This is a genomic window from Escherichia sp. KTE31, from assembly GCF_000407925.1.
GTDB lineage: Bacteria > Pseudomonadota > Gammaproteobacteria > Enterobacterales > Enterobacteriaceae > Escherichia > Escherichia ruysiae.
The window spans coordinates 1,207,345-1,223,840 of sequence record NZ_KE136722.1 but is presented as its reverse complement, the minus strand read 5'-3'; the positions used below and the strand labels follow the sequence as shown (position 1 = coordinate 1,223,840).

Annotated in this window: 13 protein-coding genes and 3 pseudogenes; 6 read left to right on the top strand and 10 right to left on the bottom strand. The window is 53.1% G+C overall.

What is annotated here, in order from left to right; all coding sequences use genetic code 11:
- Nucleotides 1–61: 61 nt before the first annotated feature.
- From WES_RS0121090 to WES_RS15245, 3 genes and pseudogenes are all read right to left on the bottom strand, one after another.
- A pseudogene (locus WES_RS0121090) lies at nucleotides 62–390 on the bottom strand (hypothetical protein).
- Nucleotides 390–905, bottom strand: a pseudogene (locus WES_RS22395) (RHS element protein); the annotation flags it as partial. The pseudogenes WES_RS0121090 and WES_RS22395, both read right to left, overlap by 1 nt.
- A gap of 110 nt (nucleotides 906–1,015) precedes the next feature.
- Nucleotides 1,016–1,522 (bottom strand): toprim domain-containing protein, encoded by a 507-nt coding sequence (locus tag WES_RS15245; RefSeq protein ID WP_016159162.1) that lies wholly within the window; start codon nucleotides 1,520–1,522, stop codon nucleotides 1,016–1,018.
- A gap of 82 nt (nucleotides 1,523–1,604) precedes the next feature.
- Between WES_RS15245 and WES_RS23540 the strand changes: the two are divergent.
- A pseudogene (locus tag WES_RS23540) lies at nucleotides 1,605–2,861 on the top strand (IS3 family transposase).
- Nucleotides 2,862–2,925: 64 nt separating this feature from the next.
- Here WES_RS23540 and WES_RS23935 read toward each other — a convergent pair.
- From WES_RS23935 to ybbA, 4 genes are all read right to left on the bottom strand, one after another.
- Complete coding sequence (locus WES_RS23935; RefSeq protein ID WP_147598562.1) at nucleotides 2,926–3,135, bottom strand: hypothetical protein; 210 nt, start codon at nucleotides 3,133–3,135, stop codon at nucleotides 2,926–2,928.
- Nucleotides 3,135–7,073, bottom strand: a complete 3,939-nt coding sequence (locus WES_RS15255; RefSeq protein ID WP_016159165.1) for an RHS element core protein — start codon at nucleotides 7,071–7,073, stop codon at nucleotides 3,135–3,137. Before WES_RS15255 ends, WES_RS23935 begins: the two co-directional genes overlap by 1 nt.
- 428 nt (nucleotides 7,074–7,501) lie before the next feature.
- Complete coding sequence (gene ybbP, locus WES_RS15260; protein WP_016159166.1) at nucleotides 7,502–9,916, bottom strand: putative ABC transporter permease subunit YbbP; 2,415 nt, start codon at nucleotides 9,914–9,916, stop codon at nucleotides 7,502–7,504.
- Nucleotides 9,913–10,599 (bottom strand): putative ABC transporter ATP-binding protein YbbA, encoded by a 687-nt coding sequence (gene ybbA, locus WES_RS15265; protein WP_016159167.1) that lies wholly within the window; start codon nucleotides 10,597–10,599, stop codon nucleotides 9,913–9,915. Before ybbA ends, ybbP begins: the two co-directional genes overlap by 4 nt.
- Between ybbA and tesA the strand changes: the two genes are divergently transcribed.
- From tesA to cnoX, 3 genes are read left to right on the top strand one after another with little or no spacing between them, the layout of a single operon-like run.
- Complete coding sequence (gene tesA / locus WES_RS15270) at nucleotides 10,570–11,193, top strand: multifunctional acyl-CoA thioesterase I/protease I/lysophospholipase L1 (RefSeq protein ID WP_001295836.1); 624 nt, start codon at nucleotides 10,570–10,572, stop codon at nucleotides 11,191–11,193. The genes ybbA and tesA overlap by 30 nt on opposite strands.
- The gene (gene ybbO / locus WES_RS15275) at nucleotides 11,183–11,992 is read left to right on the top strand and encodes an NADP(+)-dependent aldehyde reductase (RefSeq protein ID WP_000148957.1); all 810 of its coding nucleotides are present in this window, start codon (nucleotides 11,183–11,185) and stop codon (nucleotides 11,990–11,992) included. Before tesA ends, ybbO begins: the two co-directional genes overlap by 11 nt.
- A gap of 60 nt (nucleotides 11,993–12,052) precedes the next feature.
- Nucleotides 12,053–12,907 (top strand): chaperedoxin, encoded by an 855-nt coding sequence (gene cnoX, locus WES_RS15280; protein ID WP_016159169.1) that lies wholly within the window; start codon nucleotides 12,053–12,055, stop codon nucleotides 12,905–12,907.
- A gap of 62 nt (nucleotides 12,908–12,969) precedes the next feature.
- On the opposite strand, the gene fetB is transcribed toward cnoX, so the two are convergent.
- Entirely contained in the window at nucleotides 12,970–13,749 is a 780-nt protein-coding gene (fetB, locus tag WES_RS15285; RefSeq protein ID WP_001295323.1) for an iron efflux ABC transporter permease subunit FetB, read from the bottom strand.
- Nucleotides 13,736–14,413 carry an iron efflux ABC transporter ATP-binding subunit FetA gene (fetA, locus tag WES_RS15290; protein ID WP_001157543.1) on the bottom strand — a complete coding sequence of 226 codons (678 nt, stop codon included), beginning with the start codon at nucleotides 14,411–14,413 and terminating at the stop codon, nucleotides 13,736–13,738. The genes fetB and fetA overlap by 14 nt, the downstream gene beginning before the upstream one ends.
- 145 nt (nucleotides 14,414–14,558) lie before the next feature.
- Between fetA and WES_RS15295 the strand changes: the two genes are divergently transcribed.
- Nucleotides 14,559–15,476, top strand: a complete 918-nt coding sequence (locus WES_RS15295) for an SPFH domain-containing protein (protein WP_000904498.1) — start codon at nucleotides 14,559–14,561, stop codon at nucleotides 15,474–15,476.
- A complete protein-coding gene (locus WES_RS15300; protein ID WP_000571574.1) occupies nucleotides 15,473–15,931 on the top strand; it encodes an NfeD family protein in 459 nt (152 codons plus the stop codon). Before WES_RS15295 ends, WES_RS15300 begins: the two co-directional genes overlap by 4 nt.
- Nucleotides 15,932–16,103: 172 nt before the next feature.
- On the opposite strand, the gene WES_RS15305 is transcribed toward WES_RS15300, so the two are convergent.
- Nucleotides 16,104–16,466 (bottom strand): hypothetical protein, encoded by a 363-nt coding sequence (locus WES_RS15305; RefSeq protein ID WP_001001642.1) that lies wholly within the window; start codon nucleotides 16,464–16,466, stop codon nucleotides 16,104–16,106.
- Nucleotides 16,467–16,496 lie beyond the last annotated feature (30 nt).

Here is a 16,496-nt window from a genome sequence, read left to right as displayed (position 1 = left end):
TGCATTTTCTCCAACTCTCCGTTCTCTGTTATATATACTAAAAGCAATTAACTTAATTTGTTCATTTGTTTATAATGCGCCTACTTAATACAAACCATTGAAGATAGCCTCCAGACAGAAAAAAATAACCATATTATTATCGCCGTAATATATTTATTATCAATACTTGCGCCAATAACTTCTGAAATAATCCCTATAAACATTAGAGCCATAAAAAATACCATGCCTGTCGGAAAACATATCATCATCATTCCATAAGACATAAGACTAATTAACTCACTCACATCACGAGTGGAGTCTAATAGTGAAAGCCTATACATAGAAAAAAAATAGTATTAAAATTGACAATACCAACCATATAGCCCTGAACAAAAAGATAACACAGCTCATTACATCACTCCGATGAATATAAATCTAATAAAGTGTCCAATATTATTTCCGGAGCACTTCATCTTACAAGTTTCTAAAGAATCATCAGACCAGGCTTGACAATTTTTGAATAGCCATAACCTTAGAGATATGAATTTATCGGACAATACAGAATAACGTGGTCTTACCTCTTTAAACTTCCCTTTCAAACAGTTTTCAACACAACTATTATCGGTCTCAACGAGGTCACAACGACCAGCAGCTTCTTTTGTGTCATTACTTGCTTTACCTGGCCCCCATAAACCATCTCCTTTTGATTCTCCCCGTTGGTCTTGTCCACCACAAATATAGTCCCCCTTACCATCTGGAACACAAAGATATTGATGATAGAACGGATTCCCCCATATATCTGGACCGCCTCTTTCACCAGTTCCGCCCATTGAATGCAGCGGCTTAATGCATTTTAGTATTTCTAATCCTAATGGATCTATATTTGAAATTGGATTTAACGAATAATGATACAGATTCCATCTGCCTGCCCTATCGGATCATCGGGACGATCCGGTACGGGTCACACTTTTTAACACGCCACCCCCGCACCGTTTCTGGCTTCCCGTCCATCACCTTTTACTTATTTTACAGCGTGTTAACTCATCTTTCCCGATGTGCGTTTTTGCGCCCGGTCATCATACCACTCGCTCCACGCGTCCGCATTAGTTTTGCGGCTTAAGCCCCGGATCGTCCAGCGTTCACCCGGCAAAGCGATCATCAGTTCACCATCAGCCAGGGCTTCCACGCTGACGCCCGGCGCAGGGGCAACGGCTGCGGGTATGACAGCCCCCCGGCAGCTAATGAAGTGAGGTGTGCAGGCTCCGCGCTGGCCTGCTGGGCAATACTCTTCGCATCCTCCACGTCCTCCCGCATCACCCATCCAGACCGCCCCGTCGATCACCACCCGGAAAGCCCGCTCCGGCTCTGACACCTTACATAGATACTCGTTGGCATCCATCCCTGCCGGGAACACCAGGCGGAACGGCGCGATCCCGTCAGCGGCTAAGGAAGAAGCCTGTTTCACCGCCGGATCGTTGTCGTAGGCGACCTGGGAGATTGCGGCCTTCAGGTGCTGCAACTCTGCTTCCGGGATGTGGGCCATTTGCTACCTCTAAAATCTTGTCAATGGACTGACCCGTCCTGAATAGCGTTGACACGTTCCAGACTTAAATCCGGAGAACGTGATGATGACTGAGTTCAAACGCACCCAACGTGATTATCCCTCTATCCTTTAAAATAGCTGTTGTTGAGCAGGTTGAAAAAGGCGAGATGACCTATAAACAGGCCCAGCAGCGGTATGGCATTCAGGGGCGCTCCACCGTTCTTGTCTGGTTGCGTAAATATGGCCAGCTTGACTGGAGTCCCGGACTTCCTGATCTGGTGAAGAGGAAACTGCCTGTGACTCAGACAACTATCCCGCTCACACCCGAGCAAAGAATCAGGGAACTTGAAGAGCAGCTTGAGCTGGCGAACCAGAAAGCTGAGTTTTTTGAGTCGGTTATCAATGTCCTGAAAAATGATTACGGGGTGAGTATCGTAAAAAAGCGGCCCGGCAAGTCCTCGCGCAAAGTTCGGCCCCAAAAATAACTGTTACGCGTGCATGTCAGTTCCTGGGGCACAGCAGACAGGCATGGTATCAGGACAACGCAAGGCGCAGAAAACGCCAGGAACATCATGCTCAGGTTCTTGATTTTGTTGCCCGTATCAGATGTCGTCAGCCTCGAATCGGTGCGCGTAAACTGCACTATCTGCTGAACACTCAGGCCGATAAAAGGCTGAATATCGGACGAGACCGCCTGTTTAACCTGCTGGATGAATACCGGCTCCTGGTGCCAGTAAAACGGGCATATCACAAAACCACCAACAGCCATCACCGCTTTTACCGGCATCCCAATCTGCTGAAACCCGGCCCGGAGCAGGTTACCGCCCTTGAGCCAGAGCAGGTCTGGGTTGCCGACATGACTTACCTTCCCCTGCTCAGCGGCATGGCTTATCTGAGTCTGGTCACTGATGCCTGCTCCAGAAAAATCATGGGTTACCATGTCGGGGAAAATCTGCAGACAGAAAATGTGGTAAAAGCGTTCAGACAGGCTCTGAGGCGAAGAAAAACGACAGGTCCTCTGGTACATCACTCTGACAGAGGGTTGCAATACTGTTCAGCCCTTTATCAGTCAGTCCATGAGAGAAATGGAATAACCTGTTCAATGACTGATGGTTATGACTGCTACCAGAACGCACTGGCTGAGCGAATAAACGGGATCCTGAAAAATGAGTTTTTACTCTCGCGTCCTGCAGACCCGGCGCAGGCCCGGGAAATGGTAAAAGAGTCCGTGACAATTTATAACTGTGAGCGGCCACATCTGGCCCTGAAATACAAAACGCCCGATGACGTTCATCAGGCGTTTTACAAACAGAAAAGTGTCAACTTATATCAGGACTAGTCAGTTTAATTAGTAAATTCTTTACACATCAACGAAAACGCATTTGCAGTATGCAAGTTATTATTCATGATAAATCATTAAGCTCAGGATATTGAGCGCAAATAAAATCCAATAATCTAGTTTGAATTTCACCAATTGCTCTACCAACACCTTCTTTTAATTTTTCATATTCATCTTGAGAAATACTTCTTTCGGGAATATGTAATATACTAGTTAAATCCCTAACAGCAGATAAAGAAAGGTTTTTCACTTCAATAGCTTGTTCTTTTTTCACTATAAAGCCCCCGTACATTCACGATAACATTTTCGGTACTCTGATGATTGTAAATCTCCAGAAGGAGATGGCAAAAGATGCGCACATTCAGCATAGCAATCTTTTGGTCTACTGTGGTTACAAACTAAATAATTATTCTTCACCTTACCTAGAACAAATTGATAAATATTAGTGATTTCACTTGGAGATGATAATCCTAACGGATCTATATTAGTGATCGGATTTAATGGGTATTGATACAGGTTCCATCCTCCCGCTAACCCTATCGGGTCCTGAGTAATATACCTCCCCTGCAACGGGTCATAATACCGGTTCCGGTTATAGTACAGCCCCGACTCCTCATCGTACTGCTGACCCGGAAGGCGGTACGACTGGTACAGGTGATGCGGGTTCTCCTCATTCAGCTGGTTACCCCATTCATCATACTCCGCACTCCACGCCGTATTGCCGTCTTCGCTGATGAGCGCCAGCGGCAGTCCCCGGTGGTCACAGTGATAAAGATGAACTTTTCGCGCCGGTGTGTATTCCGGCTCCACCTGTCTGGCCAGTTGCTCCACCGTCAGCCCGCACTGCGCCAGCCACGCGTGGCTTTCACGGCTCACGCGGTCTGCCCGGATTTCCTCCTCCAGCCTGTCCAGCAGCCGCACCAGTTCAGCCGGGAACACCACGTCGTGACCGTCCTCACTCCCTTCCTGCTGCAACTTCTCCGCCAGACTGCGGCGCTGCGCTTTCTCCCGCTCGCCGTTCTCTGTTTCGATGCGGATGAGCGGCGTGAAGCTCCCCGGCTCGTAGACCGTCTGGATTCGCGTGGTGTCTGTCTGTACCGTCGTCAGCCGGTCTCCGTCCCAGCCGTACCATGTCACTTCTGGCCTGCGCGACAGCGACATCCCCCCCGTCAGGTCACGCACGCGACGCCACACCCGTTTACCCGTCCGCCGTCCCAGCGGGTCGTAGAGATAGCGGCTCTCCACCAGTGGCTCCTCATACTGGATACGGATGTAATGGACCAGGCGGTGCAGGCTGTCGTAATGGTAGTGATGGGTGCGCTCGTCGTCCGTCCGTATTACACCCGCCGGGATGCGGTCCGTCTTCTCCGTCAGTCTGCCGTATTCATCGTAGAGATACAGGTAATGTGCGTCTTCAGTGATGCGGTTATCCGGCCACGCCGTGTGCGTGCTGTCCGGGTGCAGCTCCGGGTCCGGCAGCCGGTTTCCCGCCGGGTCCGTCGCATACGGGATGCGGATGTCCAGGTCTGATGCAAGGGTGCGCACGCTCTCCAGCCTGCCCGTGGCGCTGTAGCCGTATTCCCGCGTCTGTCGCGGGCCGCTGATGCGCACCAGGTCGCCGTTATCATTCCAGCTGTAGTCACGGTCAAACCCCATGCTGTTCAGATGCTGACTCTCCGGCTGCCCGGCGGGGGTGTAGGTGCTGGTCAGCTCGTATGCGTTATTACCGAAGCTGCGCACCGTTTCCCTGTGCAGGCGGTCGCGGGTGTATTCCACCAGGGGCGTGTCGCCCAGCTTCATTCCCGCCAGGTAGCCGCTGCCATACGTCAGCCACTCCACCGGCGGCAGGCTGTCCGGTATGACGCGGTTTGCCAGCCCCTGTTCGTTGTACGCGTGCCGGGTCTCATACTGCCAGAGCTGTTCTCCCGTCTCCGGGTTCTCCACCGTCTGGCGCTCACTGGTCAGGCGGCCTCTGGCGTCATAGCCGTAATGCACCGCCACCCGGTGGCCTTCGCTGAGATGGCTGATGTCTGTCAGCCAGCCGTGGGCGTCGTACTGCCACTGCTCTGCCGCTTCGCCGTTCACCGTGCGATGAGTGATACGGTCCGATTCGTCGTAGTGCCAGAGGGTGACAAGTCCCTCGTCTTCACTGTGCGTGAGTTTTCCGGTCAGGTCATAATGGTAACGCTGTGTCCGCCCGTCAAAACCACTCTGCTGTACCAGGCGGTTCAGCGCGTCGTAACGGAAGGCGCTGTGGCTGCCGTTCTCGTTGGTCAGTGTGGTGACACGTCCCGCAGCGTCGTATTCCATACTGCGCGTCAGCCCGCCCTGCGTGGTGCTGACCGCCTTTCCCCATGCATCGTACTGTGTCTCGCTCCGGTTGCCGTCCGGGGCAATGACGGCGGTCTGGTCGCCTGAGGTGTTGTATTCGTAACGGGTTTCACGGCCCTGCGCGTCTTTTGCTGAGATTAACCGGCCACGGTTGTCATAGCTGCGGTAAAGGCTGATACCTTCCTCACGGTGAACCGCCGTCATCTGACCAAAGCGGTCATATTCATAGCGGGTCTGATACCCGGAACAGTCAGTGAACGCCAGCAACTGCCCGTAGTGGCTCCAGGTCATCTGCCGGGTGCCGCCCGTTGCATCCGTTGTCGTGGCCGGTAATTCACTGTGTGGATTATCATAACTGTAGCGGGTGACATCGCCGTTGCGGGTGGTTTCCTGCGTCAGACGCCCGTACTCATCATATTTCCGGCGCATTTCCAGTCCGTCAGGCCCGGAGGCTGAGGTTAACTGGTTTTGATTGTTATAGTAAAATTCCGATTTCCTGCCGTCCGGCGTGGTGATGCACGTGACGAGTCCCGTCACCACATTCGGACTGTATTCTGTTGTCCGGCCTGCTGCATCCGTCTGTGACTGGAGTCGCCCCATATAGTCAAATTTACTTCGGGTGATGCTGCCATCCGCGAGTTCCTTTTTCACCACCCGCTTCAGCCCGGCCCCGCCTTCTGTATGCAGTACCTCACGCCGGTTCAGGCTGTCGGTGATGGTGATGCGGTCTTTCTCATACTGGTAGGTATAGCTTAAGCCTGCCGGGTTCAGCTGCTCTGTCACCCGCACCGCATCGTCGTAGCGGTAGCGCATCTCCGGCCTTCCCGCGTAACGGTGCCCCACCATCCGGCCCGGGTGCTGCGGGTCATACGTGAAAACGCGCACCTGTGTCCCGCTGCGGTCATATACCGCCAGCAGTTCACCAGCTTCCGTATACGTGTACCGCGCCAGTGGCGCACCGGGCAGGCTCTCCGGGTAGGCCGGGTCGTGCGTCAGCCACACCGCTGAAAGGCGGATACCCCTGTCAGCGCCGTATTCTGTGCTCTCCGGCAGTGAATCAGGAATGTCCGGCTGCTTTGCTCCGGCGACAACCGCCTGCTGTTGGGCCTCTTCCGCCCGCTGCGCCTGCGTGGTCAGCACCAGACGAAACTCCCGCCCGGCACCGTCCGTCACGCCGGTGATTTCCCCGGCCAGGTCGCCTGCGGCCTCACGCCGGTATGTCAGCGTCCGCCCGAAGCGGTCTGCCATCCCGGTCAGCACCCGGTACGGCGGCAGCGGCGCTGGCAGCACCTCATCCATACCCGGCACCCGCTCAGACCAGCCGAGTATCCACCACGGCCCCTGTGCGCTGTTGGTCGCCAGGTAAAGGTGCGGGCTTAACCGGATATCTTCCGGCAGCGACGCCCATAGCCGCCCCAGCGTGTGCCCGTCCGGCTGCGCTGCCTTACCGCCGCGAACCAGCCACAGTGACTCGCTGCGGCTGAACACCGCCTCACCCGGCAGCAGCGGCTCAAAGCAAATGCTCCGTCCGCCGTTGTCGTTGAGTATCAGTGCATCATCACGTATCTGTAAGCGGATATCAGAAGGCGCTTTCCAGCCGGGACCAAAAACCCCCACCGGCGCAGGCGTTTTCGTCCGGTAGCTGCTGTAGGTGCGGGAGAGAATGAACGGCAGCGGGCCGGGCAGCGCAACATCCGTCTCGCCAGGCAGCACCTTCGCTCCCAGCAGCGGGTTTACCGGGTTGCCGGAAGTGACTCCGCCCGGGCACACTGAACAGGCCACGCCGGTGGGCGCGCCAATTCTTACACCTGCCGAACCCTGGACAATGAGACCACCGTACTGGGTCATATCTCCCTGACGCGCTGCCGGTTTTCCGCTCATGTAAAGTGTCCTTTTAGTTATTATTCATATCCCTGTGTGGCAACAACAAAAAATAAGATGACACACAATACCAGCTAATGTGTTTATATATTTTTCACATAAACTTATTTGTTCTCAATCAACAACAACTGTTATTAGATGTCACTTTCAATATTTTATTAAATTAATATTTTTTGCGTAGATGAATCCACATTCAACAAATTCACCACATGGATAATATTAATACAACACATACAACTTATGATTTTATTAGTCTACATTATTTTTACAGAGCCATATTTAAATTACCAACCCCCACAGATTCAAATTAATATCAAGAATAGAAAGACAGGAAATCACAAATTCAATAACATCATCAATGAAACATATTGTAGAATTAATTTAAACAAGGCGTTCCATTCAACCAGAACGCCCCTTATTTACTCTCATCACCCCGCAAACTGCCTGAACAGCGCCTTACCCTTAACCAGTCGCGCACCCAGCCAGCCGCCGAAAAGCGACAGCAGCAGTGCACCGCTGCACGGCAGCACAATCCACAATCGCCAGTCTGGCTCCCACGGGAAATCAAACACTTTCGCCTGCAACACTGCCAGCGCCGTTTCCGCACCAATTGCGGCCACCAGGCCGGAAACAAACCCAAGCATGGCGAACTCACACCACAACGTGGTACGCAGCAGTTTTTTCCCCGCACCGAGTGTGCGCCACACCACCAGCTCCTGATGACGCTGACGCATTCCCACCTGCACCTGTGCCAGCAACAGCAACATACCGCAGGCGGTGACCAGCACCACCATCACCTCCAGCGCCCGACTTACCTGCTCCAGCACCTGACCGACCTGTTTTAAAATCGCGCCAATGTCTAACAGGCTAATGGTCGGGAACTTGCGGTTGAGTTGCGTCAACATGCCGTTGCCGTTCTCCCAGCGGAAACTGGTTAGCCAGCTCTGCGGCTGCCCGTCTAATGCCCCTTCCGGGAAAATAAAATAGAAATTAGGCCGCAGACTTTCCCAGTCCACTTTGCGCAGGCTGGTCACTTTAGCGCGGAACTCCTGGGTATCGCCCATAAAAGTCACGGTATCACCGAGGGCAACGTTTAAGCGTTTCGCCAGCCCCTCTTCCATCGACACTTCATCGGCTTTTGGCGGCCAGTTACCGGCGACAATCGGATTATGATCGGGCCGCGTATTTTGCCAAGTAAGATTGAGTTCGCGATTGAGCGCCTCATCTTCATTGCCTTCTGTCGGCTTGCCGTTAATCGCCGTCAGTCTCGCCCGCACCACCGGATAAAACGATTCCGGGACTATCTGATGTTCCGCGAGGAACGCTTTTAGCGGTTCTACCTGTTCTGTGGCGATGTTGATTAAAAAGTAGTTCGGGCTTTCTGGCGGTAGCTGCTGCTGCCAGCGGTCGAGCAGATCGCCACGCATCACCAACAGTAGTGCCAGCAGCATAAAGGAGAGCGAAAATGCCGAAAGCTGGCTTAACGTTGACCACGGCTGACGTAACAGGCGGCTAACCGCCAGGCGCAGAGGTAGCGATTTCAGCGTCATGCGGCGAAGTACATTAAGCAGCATCCAGCCCAGCACACCGCACAGCAAAGCCAGCACTACCGCGCCCGCCAGCACCGCCCAGAGCAGCATACTGCCACCCATTAATCCGGCGAGCAGCAGCACAACCACCACACTGACAATCGGCAGATAAAACTTCAGCGGCCAGACGTTCGCTACCACATCATTACGTAATACGCGTAAAGGCTGCGTTGCCAGCAACAAGCGGTATGGTCGTAGCCCCACCAGCAGCGAGATGACCGTCATGGTGCCCAGCGCCCATAGCCATGGCCAGAGGCTGGCTGGCGGTAGTGCAGCAGGCAGAACGGGCTTGAGCAGCACCATCAACACGTTTTCGAACAACAGGCCTATCGCCCCACCGGTAACGGCTGAAAGCGTCAGCACCATCAACCACTGACCGACGATTAGCTTACGCAGTTGCGCTCGCCCTGCCCCCAGCGTTTTGAGGATCGCCACCAGATCGTAGCGACTGCGACAGTAATGATTCATCGCTACCGCCACTGCTGCCACTGCCAGCAGCAAGGTCAGAAGCGCCGAAAGCAGCAGGAACTGTTGCGAGCGTTCCATCGATCGCCCCAGCGCGCCTTCGTCCTGTTCCAGACCGTACCAGCGTTGTTCGGGTTTAAGCTGAGGTAACAACCATTTCTCATAGCTGTCGAGCTGGTTCTCGCTGCCGCCGAATTTATAGCGCCAGGTGACCCGACTCCCCGGCTGCACGGCTCCGGTTTTATCGACATCCGCCAGATTCATCATCAGACGCGGAGCCATCTGGAAGGGGTTAAAACCAGAATCCGGTTCCTGAATCACTTCTCCGGCAATCCGCAAGGTGGCATCGCCCACGTCAATGGCGTCGCCCGTTTTCAGGTTAAGCAGTGCCATCAGGCGTGGGGCCAGCAATACGCTGCCCGCCTGCGGTTTCAGGCCAGGGGGATTAGTTTGCAGATCGCCATACATCGGGTAGATATCATCCACCGCTTTGACGTTCGCCAGCTGCGGTGTATCGCCTGCAAATGTCATGGTGGCGAAAGTCAGCTGCTTGCCGACTTTCAGGCCGCGCTTTTGCGCTTCCTCCAGCCACGCTTGCGGCACTTCGCGCGAACTGCGCAACGCCCGATCGCCCGCCATAAACTCACGGCTTTGCTGGCTTAAACCTTTCTCCATGCGATCGCTGATATTGCCCAGCGCCAGCACGCAGGCCACCGCCAGGCTTAGAGCCAGCCAGACAATTAATAGCGACGGCGAGCGCCATTCGCGCCAGAACCAACGTGCAATCATGCTTCCTCCTGCAACTGCCCGTTAACCAGCCGTAAGCAGCGGTCGCAGCGTGCCGCCAGTTGCAGGTCGTGGGTCACCATAATCAACGTGGTGCCATGTTCACGGTTGAGGGAAAACAGCAGGTCGGCAATTTTATCTCCCGTCTGGCGATCAAGGTTGCCGGTGGGTTCATCGGCAAACAGTACATCAGGCCGACCGTTAAAGGCTCGCGCCAGCGCCACCCGTTGCTGTTCACCACCGGAAAGCTGTGCCGGAAGATGATCAAGACGTTTGCCCAGCCCTAACTGTTCGAGCAACGCTTTCGCTCCGTTACGACTTTCCGCGCTAGTCTCACCGCGCAGCAGCGCCGGAAGCTCGACGTTTTCCAGCGCATTAAGAGTAGGGATTAACATAAATGACTGAAAAACAAAACCGACGTGCTTCGCGCGTAACTTTGCCCGCGCTTCTTCGTCCATATTATGTAGCGGTTGTCCCACCAGATTCACTTCGCCACTGCTGCCGTCATCCAGCCCGGCGAGGATCGCCAGCAAGGTTGACTTACCCGATCCCGACTCGCCCACCAGTGCGATGGTCTCGCCACGTTTGACAACCAGCTCAACTCCGGTGAGGATGGAGAGTTCATGCTCCCCCTGACCGACGGACTTCTTAAGATGATGAACTTCAACAATGTTTTCCGCTGGCATTTGCCCTTCCTGTTCCTGGTTCTGTTAACCTTCCGTGCCGCCGCAGCGGACACGTTATTGATTCTGGGTGATAGCCTGAGCGCCGGGTATCGAATGTCTGCCAGCGCGGCCTGGCCTGCCTTGTTGAATGATAAGTGGCAGAGTAAAACGTCGGTAGTCAATGCCAGCATCAGCGGCGACACCTCGCAACAAGGGCTGGCGCGCCTTCCGGCTCTGCTGAAGCAGCATCAGCCGCGCTGGGTGCTGGTTGAACTGGGCGGCAATGACGGTTTGCGTGGTTTTCAGCCGCAGCAAACGGAGCAGACGCTGCGCCAGATTTTGCAGGATGTCAAAGCCGCCAACGCTGAACCATTGTTAATGCAAATACGTCTGCCTGCAAACTATGGTCGCCGTTATAATGAAGCCTTTAGCGCCATTTACCCCAAACTCGCGAAAGAGTTTGATGTTCCGCTGCTGCCTTTTTTTATGGAAGAGGTCTACCTCAAGCCACAATGGATGCAGGATGACGGTATTCATCCCAACCGCGACGCCCAGCCGTTTATTGCCGACTGGATGGCGAAGCAGTTGCAGCCTTTAGTAAATCATGACTCATAAAGCAACGGAGATCCTGACAGGTAAAGTTATGCAAAAATCGGTCTTAATTACCGGATGTTCCAGTGGAATTGGTCTGGAAAGCGCGCTCGAATTAAAACGCCAGGGTTTTCATGTGCTGGCAGGTTGCCGGAAACCGGATGATGTTGAGCGTATGAACAGCATGGGATTCACCGGCGTGTTGATCGATCTGGATTCGCCAGAAAGTGTTGATCGCGCAGCCGACGAAGTGATCGCCCTGACCGATAATTGTCTGTATGGGATCTTTAACAATGCCGGATTCGGCATGTATGGCCCCCTTTCCACCATCAGCCGTGCGCAGATGGAACAGCAGTTTTCCGCCAACTTTTTCGGCGCACACCAGCTCACCATGCGCCTGTTACCCGCTATGTTGCCGCACGGTGAAGGGCGTATTGTGATGACCTCATCGGTGATGGGATTAATCTCCACACCGGGTCGCGGCGCTTACGCGGCCAGTAAATATGCGCTGGAGGCGTGGTCAGACGCGCTGCGCATGGAGCTGCGCCACAGCGGAATTAAAGTCAGCCTGATTGAGCCGGGGCCCATTCGTACTCGCTTTACCGACAACGTCAACCAGACGCAAAGTGATAAACCGGTCGAAAACCCTGGCATTGCTGCCCGCTTTACGTTGGGGCCGGAAGCGGTGGTCGCCAAAGTGCGCCACGCTTTTATTAGCGAGAAGCCGAAGATGCGCTATCCGGTAACGCTGGTGACCTGGGCAGTAATGGTGCTTAAGCGCCTGCTGCCGGGGCGCATGATGGACAAAATATTGCAGGGGTGAGTTGAAGCGCGCGCTTAAGCCCCCATGTCAAAGAAAATATCGACAACAGAGAGCGACTCCATGTCCGTAGAAAATATTGTCAACATTAACGAATCTAACCTGCAACAGGTTCTTGAACAGTCGATGACCACACCGGTGCTGTTCTATTTTTGGTCTGAACGTAGCCAGCACTGTTTGCAGTTAACTCCGATCCTGGAAAGCCTCGCGGCGCAGTACAACGGGCAATTTATTCTGGCGAAGCTGGACTGTGACGCTGAGCAGATGATTGCTTCTCAGTTTGGTTTGCGCGCGATTCCGACCGTTTATCTGTTCCAGAACGGGCAACCGGTAGACGGCTTCCAGGGGCCGCAACCGGAAGAGGCGATCCGCGCTCTGCTGGATAAAGTGCTGCCGCGCGAAGAAGAGCTGAAAGCGCAGCAGGCGATGCAGCTGATGCAGGAAGGCAATTACACCGACGCCCTGCCATTGCTGAAAGACGCCTGGCAGTTGTCGAATCAGAACGGGGAGATCGGCCTGCTGCTGGCAGAAACGCTGATTGCGCTGAACCGTTCTGAAGATGCAGAAGCGGTGCTGAAAACCATTCCGTTGCAGGATCAGGACACCCGCTACCAGGGGCTGGTGGCGCAAATCGAACTGCTGAAGCAGGCGGCTGATACGCCGGAAATTCAACAGTTGCAACAGCAGGTGGCGGAGAATCCAGAAGATGCCGCACTGGCGACGCAACTGGCTCTGCAACTGCACCAGGTTGGGCGCAATGAAGAGGCGCTGGAGTTACTGTTCGGGCATCTGCGTAAAGATCTCACCGCCGCAGACGGTCAAACGCGTAAAACGTTCCAGGAGATCCTCGCTGCGCTGGGTACGGGTGATGCGCTGGCGTCGAAGTATCGCCGCCAGCTGTATGCATTGTTGTATTGATATTCCGTTGATCGGCACATGAACCACAACGCCGGATGCGATGCTGCGCATCCGGCATCGCATCATTTCTTCTTCAATTGCGTCACCACCAACTGGTGGCGCGAATTGTAAAACTTACGATAGGTTAAATAGCAGGCAATAATGGTCGACAAGCTGGCGGTTGAGAGCAGCATAAAGGTCACCATAATCTGATATTTAATCGCCTTCACCGGATCAATCCCGGCAAATATCAGCCCGGACATCATTCCTGGTAAACTCACTAAGCCAACCGTTTTTGCTGAATCGACCGTCGGAATTAAAGCAGCGCGAATACTGTCGCGAATCAATATCGCTGAAGCCTGTTTCGGCGTCGCGCCAAGACTCAGTTTCTCCTGAATCTGTTGCTGTTCGCTAATGACCCGTTGCCCTAAATTGTTGTAACACAACCCCACCGCTACCATGGCGTTACCGGCTATCATCCCGGCGATAGGGATCACCTGCATCGGGATAAATTCAATCGACCCTGAGAGAATCAGCACCGCCAGGGTAATTCCCGCCCCGACCGTAATGGCAATAAACGATGAGATAAAAGCTTTAGCAATATATTTACTGCGTTTTTGCGCGTTCCACGCCGCATTAAAGCAGATAAATAACACCATCAATAATGTCAGGCTGGCATCATCCACGCTGAAAATATACTTCAGCACATAGCCGACAATAATCAGCTGAATTATCGCTCGCCCGACGCTCCAGAGAATATCTTTCTCCAGCGCCAGTTTTTCTTTATGGCTAATTAAGATTGCCACCACCACCAGCATTAATGCCAGTGCTAATGATTCGTTAGTAATATTATGCGAGTTCATAGCGTGCTTCCTGCATTTCTCCGGCATGCGGTTGCAGTGTAATCACTTTATCCGCATGATTAATTTCGTCTTTATCGTGTGTCACCCACAGCACGGCAATATTTTGCTCGCGCACATAACGGTGGATCATCTCATTAACGTTATGTTTATTACTTTCATCCAGTGCACTGGTTATTTCATCCAGCAATAAAACCTTCGGCATAAATTGCAGGTTACGAATCAATGAGATGCGTTGTTTTTCACCACCAGATAGCTCGGCAATATTCTTCGTCAAAATGCTGTCCGGCAAAGCGAAGCGTTCGAGAAAATCGAGAAAAATGGCTGGGTCAGGCTGCTGGTTACGGATCTGCCAGGGAAAAATCAGGTTATCGTAGACCGTATCACCAAACAGCGTCGGCGTCTGGGCGCAGTAAGAGACTTGCTGGCGGTAGATTTCTGGCTTCAGTGTGCTGACATCCTCACCTTCAAACAGTAATGCTCCGCTGGTTGGGCTGATTAATGAAGCAACAATTTTCAGCAGCGTACTTTTGCCACAACCGGAAGGACCGGTAATTAACTTAAATTCGCCAGCACGCAGCGAAAAACTGATGTTATTAAGAATCTTCGCATCACCCGCCAGATATCCTACGTTTTGTAGCTGAAGCAAAGGACTATTTTCCTGCATCGCTGTTCCCTTTATCTCATTTTTAATAAAAACAGTTTATCCTCCACAAGAATAAGGGGGAACTCCCTTTCAGTAATCAGGTATAATTTGTTTAATCAAGCAGCAACTTTGCTCATTATGGACGGTACAACAGGAGGTTTTTCCGATGCTTATCTTTATCCCGATTCTCATTTTTGTCGCGCTGGTGATTGTCGGCGCAGGCGTCAAAATCGTGCCGCAGGGCTATCAGTGGACGGTAGAACGTTTTGGTCGCTATACCAAAACGCTACAACCGGGGCTAAGTCTGGTGGTGCCGTTTATGGATCGCATTGGTCGCAAGATCAATATGATGGAGCAAGTGCTCGATATCCCTTCCCAGGAAGTTATCTCGAAAGATAACGCCAACGTGACCATCGACGCAGTCTGTTTTATTCAGGTGATTGATGCCCCGCGCGCCGCTTATGAAGTCAGCAATCTGGAGCTGGCAATCATCAACCTGACCATGACCAACATCCGTACCGTGCTTGGCTCAATGGAACTGGACGAAATGCTCTCCCAGCGCGACAGCATTAACTCGCGCCTGCTGCATATTGTCGATGAAGCCACCAACCCGTGGGGGATTAAAGTCACCCGTATTGAAATTCGCGACGTGCGCCCGCCGGCAGAGCTTATCTCTTCGATGAACGCGCAGATGAAAGCGGAACGTACCAAACGCGCTTACATCCTTGAGGCGGAAGGGATCCGTCAGGCGGAAATCCTCAAAGCCGAAGGTGAAAAACAGTCGCAAATCCTGAAAGCGGAAGGCGAACGTCAATCGGCGTTTTTACAGGCTGAAGCGCGTGAACGTTCCGCCGAAGCGGAAGCTCGCGCGACCCAAATGGTGTCTGAAGCCATCGCCTCCGGTGATATTCAGGCGGTGAACTATTTCGTGGCGCAGAAATACACCGAAGCGTTGCAACAGATCGGTTCGTCCAGTAACAGCAAAGTGGTGATGATGCCATTAGACGCCAGCAGCCTGATGGGGTCGATTGCCGGGATTGCCGAACTGGTGAAAGACAGCGCCAACGAGCGAAATAAATCATGATCGAGCTGCTGGTAGTACACCCGCATATTTTCTGGCTGAGTCTCGGCGGTTTATTGCTGGCTGCCGAGATGCTGGGCGGAAACGGTTATCTGTTGTGGAGCGGTGTCGCGGCAGTGATTACTGGCCTGGTGGTCTGGCTGCTGCCGCTGGGGTGGGAATGGCAAGGGGTGATGTTTGCTGTCCTGACGCTGCTCGCTGCCTGGCTATGGTGGAAATGGTTGTCGCGCCGGGTACGCGAACAAAAGCACAGCGACAGCCATTTAAACCAGCGTGGCCAGCAGTTGATTGGCAGACGATTTGTGCTGGAATCACCGTTAGTCAACGGACGCGGTCATATGCGCGTCGGCGACAGTTCATGGCCGGTCAGCGCCAGCGAAGATCTCGGCGCAGGTACGCATGTTGAGGTGATTGCGATTGAAGGGATAACGCTGGTCATCCGTGCGGTCATCGCCTGATGCGACGCTGACGCGTCTTATCATGCCTGGAAGTCTGTGCCTGATTGTAGGCCGGATAAGGCGTTCTCGCCGCATCCGGCAATTATGCACGAATGCCTGATACGATACTGACGCGTTTTATCATGCCAACAAGTCTGTGCCCGAATCCACCATGTAATCTGGCATTGGTAATTTACTCTTCCCGGCCTTTATTCATACCTTTCTGGTCTTCATCCGGATAATGTTTTTTTAAATATTCCAGGACGTTTTTATTGACCTTATGTTGGGTATACACCCACCCTTTCCAGTAATCGGGCTGATCCAGGTACACTTCTGGCGGAATAGTGAAATCAGAAAGCGTTAACCATTCGGCTAACAAATCGGGGTTTCTCTTCTGGATCAACTGCAACAGCATGATCAGCGACATGGCAGAGGCAGGAGCCGTACTATCGCCGCTTAAATACTTCCACACCGTGGAGCGATTCGAACGAAAAAGGATAGGGAGTAGCGCCCTGTCCAGATTCATTTCATTAAAAATCTTCTCAAATTCATTCATTTAATTTTCCTGCCTGGCGCAAACCTCTTA